This window comes from Olivibacter ginsenosidimutans, from assembly GCF_039542865.1.
GTDB classification, from domain to species: Bacteria; Bacteroidota; Bacteroidia; order Sphingobacteriales; family Sphingobacteriaceae; genus Olivibacter; species Olivibacter ginsenosidimutans.
This window is the reverse complement of record NZ_BAABIQ010000003.1, coordinates 163,702-177,688: the sequence shown is the minus strand read 5'-3', so window position 1 is coordinate 177,688 and position 13,987 is coordinate 163,702. Positions and strand designations below refer to the sequence as shown.

The window sequence follows — 13,987 nt, the reverse complement described above, 5'->3', positions numbered from 1 at the left end:
AAACATTTATTTGGTGTATTTTTTAGAATTACACCTAAAAACACAAAAAAACACTAATCAAATCATTCATCTTAGTATTTTCTTCTCTATCTTTATATCTACTGCTTTTGCGCGTATGCTAGCGGACTTACATGTGTATTACTCAGGGCACTATATGCTTAGAAATATGGAGGAACAAACACTTATAAAAGCGAGCCTTAAACTCCAGAATATGGCTTAAGGGCGCAAAACGTTACACAGAAAATTAGATAATGGTATTGTACTAAAATGCACCCAAGAGAGAAGGATAAAAGCCTAATACAAGACTCATTAAAGATAGCAATATTGCCAGAACAGCCAGACCATTATAGGCCAGTGGAGGAAATTCCCTTTTACGTTCCCGTAAAAATGCATTCAATGGGATTTTAAAGTAAAAAAACAAAGCCATTACGGTAGTTACAGCACCCGTTATGAGCAATAACAACCAAGATAAGGAATGATTATGTTGATAGGCCTCCATAACCGCCGAAAAGGATAATAGCTTAGCAATAAAACCAACGGTTGGAGGTAAACCGGTCAACGATACCATCAAAACCGTCATCGCCACCATGAGCATGGGATATGATTTTCCTAAACCCTGGTATTCTGTCACCGTTGTTATTCCCAAGTGTTCCTCCAGGTAGTCGGCAAACATGAATACACCTACATTCATCATGATGTAAGAGACAAGAAAGAAAAACAATACCGGAAAGGTTTGTTGGCTGATAGCCAGAACGATCATAATGAGAAAGCCTGTATGACCTATGGAAGAGTAGGCCATCATTCGTTTCACTTGACGCTGTCTGATCGCCGCTAAATTTCCCAAAAGCATACTTCCAATAGCAATACCGGCGAGTATATAAAACAATAGCTGCGGTAGCCCAGTTTCCATTACTGTAGACCAAGCGATTACCAATCGCCCCAAGAGCGCAATAGCTCCGATCTTAGGCGCCGTGGACAAAAATGCGGTTACTGGTGTAGGCGCTCCTTGATAAACGTCAGGGCTCCAAAAATGAAAGGGTACAAAAGATAATTTAAAACCGATTCCCGTTAGCACGAAGAAAGTCGCTACGATAAACACAAGGGGCGGCATTTCTAAAAGAGCTGTTAGTTGTGTCCGATCCACAAAGGAAAGCCCCCCACTATAACCATAAAGGAGGGAAAGGCCATAAAGCATCACTGCAGAGCAGACTGTTCCGAACAACACATATTTCATAGCGGCCTCACTCTGCTTACGGTCACGGGCTAAATATCCCACCATGACATATGATCCTACCGAGACCATTTCGATCGTTAGGTATACCATCAGCCAGTTAACAGCTACTGCCATCAAATTTAGCCCAATATGCACGCCTAATAAAATACCCAACAGATCATCTATTCGTTTAGGATGATTCCTTAGTTGTTGGCTATAATAGACAAAAAAGCAAAACAATAGACATGTAAATCCTATCAATAATTTTAACCAGGCACCATTTGTATCGGGTAAAATCATTCCAAAGAAAATAGGTGATGTTGCCGGAAAAGCAATCTGACTATATGCGAACCACCCAGAAAGGAGGATACCTATTACCGTTACCCACCAATTTATCATCGGCTTACCGCGAAAAAGCAAACCGCAACCAATACTTAGTAAAAAAGTAAGGGTCAGGACAAATTCAGGCAACAAGAAAGACAAGCCTCCGATTACGCCATCTAACAACTTACTGATATGTGGTATAAATTCCTTCATAAATTGTGCCGTCTACTGATGTACGTTATTCACCCATTCTATTAGGTTGAGTACGGAAGCATTTATTTTATCAAATGTTAGAGACGGCATAAGTCCGAACAACAAAGCCAAAAGAACCATAGGTGCCAACGCAATCGTTTCCCGCAGATTAAGATCCGTCAATTGCACTTGCCATTGCTCTCCCCCCTTTAATCGGGTATGACCAAAGAACATCCGCTGTAAAGTCCATAAGAAATACGCGGCGCTTAGCAAAATACCTAAAGATCCACAGATTGCCATCCACCGGGGTATTAGACCATTTACTCCCTGCGAATTAAAAGCACCAATGATGGTAAACGCTTCAGCTATAAATGCGGAAAAACCCGGTAATCCAAGAGATGCGAAGAAAGCAATCGCCACAAATGCCGTATATTTTGGCATGAGCATTGCCAGGCCTCGGAAATTGTAAATCATCCGATCGTGCACCCGATCATATAGTACTCCCACTAAAAAGAACAGCATTGCTGACAAGAAACCGTGACTAATCATCTGAAATACAGCACCACTTAATCCCTCAGGTGTAAGCGAGGCGATACCCAATAACACAAAACCCATGTGCGAAACCGAAGAATAAGCCACCAAACGCTTTAAATCTTGCTGAGCTAGCGCATTAAAGGCACCATATAAAATGGAAACCACCCCAATTAAACCTAACCACCAGGCACTGGTTATGGCAATATCTGGGAATATGCTATAACAAATTCGGATAATGCCATAACCACCCACTTTTAACAATATTCCGGCTAAAATGATCGAAACGGGTGTTGGTGCTTCCACGTGTGCATCAGGCAACCAGGTATGTAGGGGAACGACGGGTACTTTAATAGCAAAAGCTACAAAAAGAACAATGAAACCCAACAAACGTGCAGATAGGCCAAACCATTCATAATGACCCGATGGAGAAAAGACAGCACCCGGCACATAATTAGCAGGATTCATCATGCAGAGCAGATTAAAGGTATGGTTACCAGTAAGCGGATTAATAACCGAAAAATACAGTCCCACCATAACCAACAGCATGAATACGGATCCAAATAAGGTATATAAGAAAAATTTAATTGCTGCATATTCCCGCCTTGGCCCGCCCCAAATGCCTATCAGAAAATACAAAGGCAGCAACATGACCTCATAAAAGACATAAAATAAAAAGAAATCAAGTGCGACAAAAACGCCCATGACGGCTGTATTCAACAGTAAGAGCAAGGAGAAGAACCCTTTAAGCCTTTGCTCCATTTTCCATGAGGCGATAACGGCCAACAACATCACCAGAGCCGTTAGCAATAACAGCAAAATAGAAAAACCATCCACTCCAATGAAATAATCCACCTCCAGACTACCCAAACTACCCAAGTGTAGCCGAATCCATGGCACTTGTTCTACAAACTGATAGCCTTCTATCGTATTAACTCCCGGCAGTGTATCATTAAATCCTATATAAAGGTATAGGGATAATACAAGCTGTACCAAACAAGCAGCAGCTGCTATATATTTATAAAGTGCCCTTTGTGAAGCGGGCAATAGTAAAACCATAATAGCTGCCAATAGCGGCAAAAAGATCAAAATTGATAACCAACTCATATTGTGTTTCTCAAAAAAGGCGCTTTTAAAAAAACTGCAGTCCTATTAACAAAACCACTAACAACACCAAAAACATACTCAGCATATAATATTGCACTTTACCCTTTCTAGGCCCCCTCAATATCCCTCCTATTTTAAAAGATAGATTCCCTAAGCCGTTGATCAGTGCATCCACAATATAACAGTCTAACCAGCGCGCTATGTTTCCTAAAGCGCTTATCAGTCCACCCATACTATTTACAAAACCATCAACAACCTTTCGATCAAATGCATATAGTATTTTGGCCAATCCCAAGGTCCCTTTTACGATCGTTCCGTAGACATGATGACCATACCATTGTGCCTCTGAAAATCTGTACCAAGGTCCAGATAAGCTTCTGATCGGATACTTACGCCGTCCATACCAACGCCACGCTACATAAATAAAAATAATACTTAATCCGTTTACCGCTGCTGGAATAACGGTATGGTAAATATTTACCCGCTGCAACGAAGTTGTGGTCGCTAAGCCTCTTAATAGCCAGGCATCCTCAAAAACCAAGGGGTTATACGAATATAAAAAATACAATGATCCGATAGCCAGAAAAACCATAGGATATCGCATACCTTTAGGTGCCTCATGTAGATGAAATTGTTTTCTGAAGGTACGATTTAACCGGAATTTGCCAAAAAACACCTTAAAGACCAAACGAGCAATATAAAAAGCGGTAAGTGCACTGCTAATCAATAAGGAAATCGGTATTATCTTCCAAACTCCTGATTGCCATTCGGACCACTCAAAAGCATAGATTAAAATCGCATCTTTCGAGAGGTATCCGGCTGTTAAGGGCAGTCCGGCTAACGCTAAGGCTGCCACCGCTGTTAATCGAAATGTCCATGGCATGAATTTACGCAATCCGCCCATATTTCGAATATCCTGTGGATCCATATTTAGTCTATGCTGTACTTTTAAATGGCTCATTTCATGAATGACAGCACCAGCTGATAAGAACAGTAAACATTTAAAAAAAGCATGGGTAACTAGATGAAAGATGGCTACTCCGTATTGGCCCAAACCGATAGCCACCATCATAAAGCCCAATTGCGAAATGGTAGAAAAAGCTAAGATTTTCTTCAAATCCTGCTGCGTAACAGCAATAGTTGCCGCCATGAATGCCGTAAATGCACCTATCCCTGCAATAAAAAATAACACCTGGGCATCAAATAGCGGCGAAATCCGAACCAGCATAAAGACACCAGCGGCCACCATGGTGGCCGCATGGATTAAGGAAGACACGGAAGTTGGACCTTCCATCGCATCGGGTAACCATACATGAAAAGGAAATTGGGCCGATTTGGCCATTGCACCTAGGAAAAATGCGATGCCTGCCCATGTTAACAAGACTGTTGGTGGTGCCTGTTTAACCAAACCTTGTTCGCCAAATAAAGTAATGATATCTAGTGTCTGGAATTGGGTATACAGGATGGCTATACCGATTAGAAAGCCGAGATCACCAATTCTATTAATTAGAAAAGCCTTTTTATTGGCCTTTATAGCAGCTTCTTTCGTAAACCAAAAACCGATTAATAGATAGGACGCAAATCCTACCAATTCCCAACACATATATAGGAGTAAAAGGCCATCGGCCACTACTAAACCGAGCATAGCAAAACAAAAAAGACTTAAATACATCCAATAACGATGTATTCCGGGATCCCCTTTCATGTATACGCGGGAATAGATAAATACAGGTAATGCGATAGCGCAAACCAAAACCAATAGTACAACCGAAAGATTATTTAGTATTAATCCTACGGCAAAGGGATGATTACCTATCTGGAACCACTGTATTTGTTGATGAATAGGTTCATTGTTCCAAATCTGACTAAAAACAAAAATAGCAGCTATTAAACTAATGACCATGGCTACGGTAGCCAGCCAGCCACTCCTCATACGTTTACCCAAAGCAGCCGAAAGTATAAAAGCAAATAAGGGTGCTAAAAGCACCACTAAGGTTGCCCATACTACAGCTGCTATTTGATTAAGGGAATCCATCTAGTCTCTTAAGTCCGTTACATCATCCGGATCAATGCTTTTATAATGTTTATAGACATTCAATATAATGGCCAATGCCACTGCTACAGCGGCCGCAGCTAATACGATTGCAAATAAAGCAAAAGTTTGTCCGCCATAAAACGCACGATCATACCTTCCGAAGGCCACTAAATTGAGTACGCCGGCATTAATCATAAACTCAATCCCAATCAGCATCAGTATGGCATTTTTCTTAGCCAAAACAGCATATATTCCAACAGCGAACAGGAAGGCACTAACGGTTAGCAAATGGAATAGTCCAATCACGATGATTGTTCCTCCTTTCTGGCTAAATGTGCCGCCCCCATAAGCGCCATCATTAAGAATACTGAAACCACTTCAAATGGCAATACATATCTTGTCATTAAATGAATACCTAGGTGATGTATGGTATTATCTTGAGGGAGAATAAACGTTTGGCGATTTTTAGCTTGTGTGATCCAATCCGGTTCATGATGGGCTATTTGGCTCACCACAGCTATTAAAAGTGCTAGAAATGCGATAGCAATTATTACGGCTTGCCACTTAGGTAAAGCAAAAATACCTTTTGCTCCTAACTGTATGTCGCCCAATAAGGTTCTATTGGAAAGCATGAACGCAAACAACATCAATACCAACACCCCTCCTACATAAACAATGACTTGCGTAACCGCAATAAAATCAGCAAGCGCAAAAACATACAGGCCAGCAATGGCAAATAAGGTTACAAAAAAGAGAAATAAGCTGCGTACTAAATTTTTAATAGATACAATAAGTAAAGCCGAACCAACGGCCGTTATAGCAAGTACATAAAACAACAAGAGGTCAACGGTCATGGTTTACGCTTTGCTGCCTCCTTTTCAGCTTGAAAGCGAGCAAGTTCAGCCCGTTTCTCTTCAATTTCTTTTTCCGTCATTTCCGAAAATTGGTACACCAAATCGGTCAAGGCAGGAAAGCTCCGGTCGTAATTATCGGTCATCGTAATGCATTCCGTCGGACATACCACTGTACATAAGCCGCAATACATACATTTAGCCATATCGATATCAAATTTTGCCGCATATAGGCGCTTTACACTTCCGTCAGACGTCTTTCCGATAGCTTCAGTCGCTTTAATCGCTTCAATATCGATGCAATCAACAGGACAGGCTTTCGCACAAAGGTCGCATACGATACAATCGTCTATGACGACATCCAATTGGTAACGGGCGACCTCCGGAATGGGAATAGCCTGTCTAGGGTATTGGATGGTGGTAACCCCCTCTTGCTTTTCAAAATAGTTTTCTTGTTTAATATCGAGTACTTCACGCGCCTTGCGAGCAGCAAAAAGGTGCCTAAAGGTTAGGTTTAACCCTTTCCAAGCAGTTGCAAAAGCATGTAACGTTTTTTTAAACATTTTTATAGTACTTAGTACCTAATATTAGTAGTAGATATAAGATGTGAGATACGTATAACTCGTAACACACAAACATCGCTTACACCATCACCAAAATTCGCCAGATTCCGGAGAGCACGATACACAGAAATGCCAAAGGTGTTAGTACTTTCCAACACAAACTCATCAGTTGATCTACCCGTAATCTTGGTAAGGTCCATCGAATTAAAATTTGCACACCTACAACAGCAAGCGTTTTCACCAGCACCCAAACAATTCCCCATGCTGTCCCCGTTGTCCACATGGCTAATTTCAATGATCCGATATTTGGTAAAGGTGTATTCCAGCCACCTAAGAACAAGATGACACCAATCATGGCAACCAGAAACATTAAACAATACTCGGCTAAAAAGAAAAACGCAAAGCGCAGTCCACCATATTCCGTATGGTATCCCGATACCAATTCAGATTCGGCCTCTGGGATATCGAAAGGAGCACGATTACATTCGGCAAGTGACGCAATAAAATAAATGATATACGCTAAAATCAAATGTGGAGCCTGAAAAATATTCCAAGCAAACAAGCCACCGACATGTTGTACTTCCCAAAGCCCCAAACACAAAAGACGCTCCTGTGATAAAACGCCCTGATTAATGGTTACCGTTTGCATGTCCAAGGTTTGGGTGATCATCACTGCGGCAATCAGCGACAAACCCGCAGGAATTTCATAAGAAACCAATTGAGCCACTGATCGTAGTGCACCGAGCAGTGCAAATTTATTATTAGATCCCCATCCGGCCATTAAAACACCAATAGCCTCTACGGAAATAATGGCTATCACATAAAAAAGACCTAAATTCAAGGCAGCAGGAGCAAGATTAGGAGCCCAAGGCATAGCTGCAAATCCCAAATACACCGCTACGAATACGATTACCGGTGCTGCGGCAAATAAAATTTTATCAGCACTTGCAGGCGAAATAAATTCCTTCTGCAATAATTTAAGAATATCAGCTATCGTTTGTAACGATCCAAATTTCCCTGTTTCCATTGGCCCCAGACGGTCCTGGACAAAACCAGCAACCTTCCGCTCAGCGTAAACTGCAAAAAGAGTAAATCCAGCTAGAAAAGTAAATAAAACGATTGCTACTAGAATATATATGATGTAAAATACCAAGGCCAATATGCACTTTTATAATTAGTGCAAACTTAACAAATCCACCTGAAAATATTAAACGGAAAACAAACTTATTTTGAATGATTCTAATAACGACTTATTCTATGGTTTTATCAGTTATGCGTTGTCAGTTGTGAGTTGCGAGTTCCTGACAAGCTGTATAGGCACGGACAACACGTAACGCGCAACGCGTAACTTCAATTAAAACACCTCTTTTAAATGCTTATAATTACTTTTCACTGTATCCAGCACTTCATCCATCCGTCCATTTAAGATTAATTTACCCATCGTAACCGCATAACCTTTCATTTGCGAAAACTCAATCTTGGGAGGCATAGCCAAGGAATTGGGATTGGTTTTAGCATGCACCAACACCGGTCCTTCATGGGCCAACGCTTCTTTTAAAACATCCTCCACTTCGCTGGGCTCGCTAACACTTAACCCCTTCATTCCCATAGCCATCGCTACCGTTGCAAAATCAGGATTATACATATCTGTTTGCCAATCTGGTAAACCCGCAACTTCCATCTCTAACTTTACCATCCCTAAAGAACGATTATCAAAAACAATCAATTTTATTGGCAGGTTATATTGTACAATTGTAGCTAAATCACCTAACAGCATCGATAAACCGCCATCACCACACAAGGCAATGATTTGCTGATCTGGGCGTGCCAGGGCTGCCCCAATAGCTTGAGGCATAGCATTAGCCATGGAACCGTGATTGAAAGAACCTAACAACTCCCGCCTACCAGTTGCCTGTATAAAGCGTGCCCCCCATACACAACTCATACCCGTATCAACCGTGAATATGGCATCAGGTGCCGCAAGTCTATCCAGTGTATGAGCCAGGAATTCTGGTGAAATATTTTCTGTACTCCCGCTATCTTTCACATAGGTTTGTTGCACTTCTTTTACCTTTTCATAAACTTTTAACTGGGCCTTTAAAAAACTGTCATCCTTCTTTTGTCTTACCAGTGGTAAAAGTGCTTTTAACGTTTGCTTGACTTCTCCCATAATCCCCTTTTCGAGTTTTGCGCGACGGCCCAAACGCTCTGGTTTTTCATCCAGTTGAACAATGGTGCACTTTTCGGGTATAAAATCTTTATAGGGGAAATCGGTACCTAATAATAATAGCAAATCTGCTTCATGCATAGCATGGTAGGCCGAAGGCAGCCCCAATAAACCGGTCATTCCCACTTCATTTGGATTATCATATTGGATGTACATTTTTCCTCTAAAGGAGTACCCCACAGGGGCGTGAAGTTTTTGTGCTAGGGCTACCACTTCATCATGTGCCTGTTTACAGCCAATACCACAAAAAATAGTGACTCGCTTATGGCTATTTAACAACTCCGCTAAGGCTTGCAACTCCTCTTCACACGGAAGCAGCACCGGATGATAGGTTAATAATCTTGTCTCCGTTAAAATCTCTTCCGCATCGGCCATGGCGACATCTCCAGGTACACCAAGTACAGCCACGCCCTTTTTACTATAGGCGTGCTGAAGCGCTGTTTGCAGCATACGTGGAAACTGTCTGGGCGTAGTGGCGATTTGGTTATAGACGCTACAATCGTCGAATAACTTAATGGTATTGGTTTCTTGAAAATATGCCGTGCCCATTTCATCGGAATGCATTGTTGAGGCTATGGCCAAAACGGATGCCCCTGAACGATTGGCATCATACAAGCCATTAATAAGGTGTACATGCCCAGGACCGCTACTTCCAGCACAACAGGCTAAGCCATTTAGCTCTGCCTCGGCAGCTGCGGCATAAGCCCCAACCTCCTCATGCCGTACATGAATCCATTGCAATTGGCCATTCCTCCGAACAGCATCGTTAATTTCATTTAAGCTATCGCCTGTGACGGCATAAATTCTTTTGATTCCCGCTTCTAGAAGAGTTTCTACAAGCTGATCGGCTACTTTCTTTGCCATGTATTATTTATATCTAAGGGTCAAGGATTAATGATATATACTACCGATAACAAAGGAAAGCGGATTATGTTTGAGGAATGGCTTTTCATACGAAAAGGAACTTTTTTATTATACATTTTTTTAAATTATTTTCCACTTTCTTCCGCAGACCACGAAGTAACTTGAATGCCTTAAAAAGCAAACAAGGCATGAAAAAAGTGAAGCAAAACCGACCGAAGGGAGTTCATGAACACCTTTTAAAATGGATAAGTAGTGAATAAACTCATCGCTTGGAACTTTGCTACAAGGGCAGTGCATCCACCTGCTAACCACAAATTTCCTAGGCGATATTTTGAGCAGAACGGGGATTTTCTACCAAGCACGTGGAAATGTAAATATGCCCGTAATCTATTGAAATAAAACAAGGTAATACGGTAAGATTTACAGCACTTACCATTGGCCTTCGAAAAAACCGCCTCCAAAATTTACATTTTGTAGTGGGAAGCACTGCCGTTCCTGTAAATTTTGAAGCGGGAGCTTTATTCATATTTCGTTTTATTTTCAAAGGCATTCATGAAAACGCTCCGCTAAGTTCTTTGGTTCTTTTCTTTGGCGGACAAAGAAAGAACATAAAAAGTTCTTTAAATACCAACCACCATGTGCTGCATAGTTAATCTGATTGCGCTAGCTTTTCGTCAATTTTGAGGAGCTTCCACCCAATTGCCGTCTGAACGGATAATTTCAATCAACTCATCTAAAGCATGTACCGAGCTTACATTACGTTTTACCACTTCTTTTCCTCGGTACAAGGTAACTTTATCCGGACCAGCACCTACATAACCATAGTCGGCATCAGCCATCTCACCAGGCCCATTAACAATACAACCCATGATCGCGATTTTGAGACCTTTGAGATGATTGGTGCGATTCCGGATCATTTGTGTCGTTTCCTGCAAATCAAAGAGGGTACGTCCGCAGCTTGGACAGGAAATATATTCGGTTTTAGAAATTCGCGATCGCGTAGCCTGCAAAATCGCAAAAGAAGTGGACACTATACGGGCTGTTGGTGTTGCCGGTGCGTCGATCCAGATACCATTACCCATCCCATCAGTTAAAAGAGCACCGATGTCGGTCGCTGCATATAATTGTAATTTTGAAATGGGTTCCTCTGAACTCATCGGGTCGCCTACCGGTCCGTCGAACTCCTTTGGATCATAACTCCGCTTGATAACTACGGGCATATCCAAGCCCCACTCATTCAATTTGAAGAAAAACTGCCGTTGATTGGCCATGCCATGCACCTTATTGGTTTCCAATATAAACACCACTGTTTGATCGATGGGGATACGTTCAAAAAGTTCGTGTTCGAGATCGTCTAAGCAAATGCAGACCAAGTTTAATTGTGCATCCCGTTCTTGTGCCGTTACATATTCGTTTAAGGAATATAAGGGGTGAATATTCGTCTTATGTTGCAGTTTAAGCCAGGTAGGATAATGAAAAATTTGTTTTAGGTTGCCCGGCATCGTAAAGGAAGGTAAATTATCTCCCAGATAAATAAAATCAACAGACTGATCGCCCATATGAAACTTATCCAGCAGCGGATCATAAATATATCCGACATCTTTTAACACCATTGGATCTATGAGGCGTTTCTGCGATAAATCGGCTACTACGCGAGGTACCATATCCCCACCGATAAAAGCATTTACCTCGGCAGTTGGGCGTTTACCGCTTAAAAGATGTGCTAGGTTCGGTTCCTCATTTATACCAGGCTGACTAAAGGCAGGTGCCGAATCTCCGATCATTGCTGCCCGTTGCACATAACGGTTTATCAAGGCTCTTGCCACTGGAGCCTCCAATTCGGGTTCTTCGGTTAGAGACACACGCACGGTATCTCCCAAGCCATCTTCCAATAAAGTGCCTATGCCGACGGCAGATTTTATTCGCCCATCTTCGCCATCACCAGCCTCGGTCACGCCAAGATGTAAAGGATAGTTCATGCCTTCCGCAACCATCTTTTCTACCAACAATCGATACGCTTGTACCATGACCTGCGGATTGCTGGATTTCATGGAGATCACTAAGTTATAATAATGAAGATCTTCACAGATACGAATAAACTCCATGGCAGATTCCACCATACCTTCAGGGGTATCACCGTAATGACTCATAATTCGATCGGACAGCGAACCATGATTTGTCCCGATCCGCATGGCCGTACCGTACTCTTTACAAATTTTAACTAGTGGAGCAAATTTTGTATAAATACGATCTAACTCTGCCTGATATTCGGCAGTTGTATAACTTAACTGATCAAATTTTTTCTTATCGGCATAATTTCCGGGATTAATGCGCACCTTTTCGACAATACGTGCAGCCACTTCCGCCGCATTCGGTGTAAAATGGATATCTGCAACCAAAGGCACGTGATAGCCCCGTTTACGAAGTTCCTGCTTAATTGCTGCTAGATTATTCGCCTCTTTAATACTTGGTGCGGTGATGCGCACATATTCACATCCTGCTTCCACCATCCGGATGGTTTGCTCGACAGAACCTATGGTATCCATGGTATCTACCGTAGTCATGCTTTGAATCCGAATGGGGTGCTTACCGCCCATAGGCACATCACCAATGTTTACTTCACGCGTTAACCATCGCTCATAATGAGTTAAGGAGGGGCAGTATTTCCCGGGCAGCATTAAGGTCTTAGCTAAATCCATAGTATGCTTAATATCTTGCAAATTTACGCATTTTTCGACGGTAAGTGATCCTGTTTTTTTATTGCTATAGGGAATATGCCCATATTTCTGTATTTTGCCACATAAATTAGGACAATCGTTAAAATGGAACAAAAACTAACCTTACCTATTCTTAGCAGTGAAGAACAACGGGTGCTCGGTTCCCTTATGGAAAAAAGTAAAACCACGCCCGAATATTATCCCTTAACCTTGAACGGTCTGGCCGCTGCGTGTAATCAAAAATCGGCACGTAAACCAGTCGTTCAATATGACGACGATACGATTATCGCTGCACTGGATACCCTAAGAAAAAAAGGGCTGATTGCAACAGCTACCGGTGGATCAAGCAGAACCACCAAATACCGGCATACGTTAAGCGTGGCATATCCCATTATTCCAGCAGAAGTTGCAATTCTATGCCTGCTTCTTTTACGCGGCCCTCTCACCGTAGGTGAAATGAACAGCAATTCAGGTAGACTCTATGCTTTTGACTCATTGGCCGAAATACAAGGTTATTTAGATAAGCTCAGTACGGAAGAACCGGCCATGGTGATCCAGATTCCTAAAAGAACGGGACAAAAAGAAGTACGATATATGCATCTTTTTGGCGGTGTACCTGATATTGAACAGTTAGATGTTGATCATGATGTAAATCCATCCACCGATACCGCATCACTTGAAAATCGCTTAGCGGTTGTGGAGCAAGAATTAGCGGACCTGAAAGCGACGGTTGAAAAGCTGGTTAGCGAGCTGTATTAATCAAAACTTCCGCAACCGGACTAAAAAGATAAATTCTACCCGTATTTAGGTCGGTACAGCGAAACCGGGTTCGTATCTTTTCGCCTTTTTTAAATGTTCGGCCATTAGGTAAACTAAAAGAAGCCCCTAACGGCAGTTCTTCCACGCGCAAGTGCCCATTTTTAGGCTTATCGTAACGTTGCAGGGTACGAAATAAAGTTAAGTCACTGCAACTGGAAGCCGCCGGATTATCCAAATAAGCTACAACCGCCCGTTGAACATCATAAGGAAAGATATTCAACTCAAAAAAAGGTTTCATGAGTTGCTTAAAGTTTTTTTTCCACTCCTGACCATGTGGCTTAACCTTCGCCCGATATTCATTCCATGTTTTAAGGTGTGCAAACTCGTGGACAGCGGTAATTAAAAAGGCATATGGGTTTAAATTATGGTTCACCGAAATCCGATGACCTTTATCCTTAAAAGGAGAACGATAATCACCAAACTTAGATGTCCTGCCTTTGCTGATTTTAAACCAGCAGGGAGCTTGATGAATCCACTGCGCGATAATAGGTGCAGCAGGTTGTGGTACGTACTTTTCTAATGCTAAGGTTGTTTTCTCTATCAT

The 13,987-nt window shown here is 41.9% G+C and carries 11 protein-coding genes; 1 reads left to right on the top strand and 10 read right to left on the bottom strand.

Features of this window, described 5'->3' with window-relative positions; genetic code table 11:
• Window positions 1-262: 262 nt before the first annotated feature.
• The 9 genes from ABD930_RS02085 to ispG form a co-directional block, all read right to left on the bottom strand.
• Window positions 263-1,750 carry an NADH-quinone oxidoreductase subunit N gene (locus ABD930_RS02085; RefSeq protein ID WP_345230028.1) on the bottom strand — a complete coding sequence of 496 codons (1,488 nt, stop codon included), beginning with the start codon at window positions 1,748-1,750 and terminating at the stop codon, window positions 263-265.
• A 12-nt stretch (window positions 1,751-1,762) separates the two neighbouring features.
• Window positions 1,763-3,367, bottom strand: a complete 1,605-nt coding sequence (locus tag ABD930_RS02080; RefSeq protein ID WP_345230027.1) for a complex I subunit 4 family protein — start codon at window positions 3,365-3,367, stop codon at window positions 1,763-1,765.
• 25 nt (window positions 3,368-3,392) lie between these two features.
• Complete coding sequence (nuoL, locus tag ABD930_RS02075) at window positions 3,393-5,402, bottom strand: NADH-quinone oxidoreductase subunit L (protein ID WP_345230026.1); 2,010 nt, start codon at window positions 5,400-5,402, stop codon at window positions 3,393-3,395.
• The gene (gene nuoK / locus ABD930_RS02070; RefSeq protein ID WP_345230025.1) at window positions 5,403-5,708 is read right to left on the bottom strand and encodes an NADH-quinone oxidoreductase subunit NuoK; all 306 of its coding nucleotides are present in this window, start codon (window positions 5,706-5,708) and stop codon (window positions 5,403-5,405) included.
• Window positions 5,705-6,256, bottom strand: a complete 552-nt coding sequence (locus tag ABD930_RS02065) for an NADH-quinone oxidoreductase subunit J family protein (RefSeq protein WP_345230024.1) — start codon at window positions 6,254-6,256, stop codon at window positions 5,705-5,707. Before ABD930_RS02065 ends, nuoK begins: the two co-directional genes overlap by 4 nt.
• Window positions 6,253-6,816, bottom strand: a complete 564-nt coding sequence (locus ABD930_RS02060) for a 4Fe-4S binding protein (RefSeq protein WP_345230023.1) — start codon at window positions 6,814-6,816, stop codon at window positions 6,253-6,255. Before ABD930_RS02060 ends, ABD930_RS02065 begins: the two co-directional genes overlap by 4 nt.
• A 79-nt stretch (window positions 6,817-6,895) precedes the next feature.
• A complete protein-coding gene (gene nuoH / locus ABD930_RS02055; protein ID WP_345230022.1) occupies window positions 6,896-7,969 on the bottom strand; it encodes an NADH-quinone oxidoreductase subunit NuoH in 1,074 nt (357 codons plus the stop codon).
• 201 nt (window positions 7,970-8,170) lie between these two features.
• Window positions 8,171-9,907, bottom strand: coding sequence for a thiamine pyrophosphate-dependent enzyme (locus tag ABD930_RS02050; RefSeq protein ID WP_345230021.1), 1,737 nt, complete (start codon window positions 9,905-9,907; stop codon window positions 8,171-8,173).
• Window positions 9,908-10,581: 674 nt separating this feature from the next.
• Window positions 10,582-12,606: a (E)-4-hydroxy-3-methylbut-2-enyl-diphosphate synthase gene (ispG, locus tag ABD930_RS02045; RefSeq protein WP_345230020.1), complete on the bottom strand. Its 2,025-nt coding sequence runs from the start codon at window positions 12,604-12,606 to the stop codon at window positions 10,582-10,584.
• A gap of 123 nt (window positions 12,607-12,729) precedes the next feature.
• On the opposite strand from ispG, the gene ABD930_RS02040 reads away from it, so the two are divergent.
• The gene (locus ABD930_RS02040; RefSeq protein ID WP_345230019.1) at window positions 12,730-13,383 is read left to right on the top strand and encodes a YceH family protein; all 654 of its coding nucleotides are present in this window, start codon (window positions 12,730-12,732) and stop codon (window positions 13,381-13,383) included.
• Here ABD930_RS02040 and ABD930_RS02035 read toward each other — a convergent pair.
• Window positions 13,367-13,987, bottom strand: a complete 621-nt coding sequence (locus ABD930_RS02035; RefSeq protein ID WP_345230295.1) for a SprT-like domain-containing protein — start codon at window positions 13,985-13,987, stop codon at window positions 13,367-13,369. The genes ABD930_RS02040 and ABD930_RS02035 overlap by 17 nt on opposite strands.

Coding starts and splice junctions, on each gene's coding strand:
- ABD930_RS02035 (WP_345230295.1), bottom strand. CDS start 13,987: ATGATAGAGAAAACAACCTTAGCATTAGAAAAGTACGTACCACAACCT.
- nuoL (WP_345230026.1), bottom strand. CDS start 5,402: ATGGATTCCCTTAATCAAATAGCAGCTGTAGTATGGGCAACCTTAGTG.
- ABD930_RS02085 (WP_345230028.1), bottom strand. CDS start 1,750: ATGAAGGAATTTATACCACATATCAGTAAGTTGTTAGATGGCGTAATC.
- ABD930_RS02050 (WP_345230021.1), bottom strand. CDS start 9,907: ATGGCAAAGAAAGTAGCCGATCAGCTTGTAGAAACTCTTCTAGAAGCG.
- ABD930_RS02040 (WP_345230019.1), top strand. CDS start 12,730: ATGGAACAAAAACTAACCTTACCTATTCTTAGCAGTGAAGAACAACGG.
- ABD930_RS02060 (WP_345230023.1), bottom strand. CDS start 6,816: ATGTTTAAAAAAACGTTACATGCTTTTGCAACTGCTTGGAAAGGGTTA.
- ispG (WP_345230020.1), bottom strand. CDS start 12,606: ATGGATTTAGCTAAGACCTTAATGCTGCCCGGGAAATACTGCCCCTCC.
- ABD930_RS02065 (WP_345230024.1), bottom strand. CDS start 6,256: ATGACCGTTGACCTCTTGTTGTTTTATGTACTTGCTATAACGGCCGTT.
- ABD930_RS02080 (WP_345230027.1), bottom strand. CDS start 3,367: ATGAGTTGGTTATCAATTTTGATCTTTTTGCCGCTATTGGCAGCTATT.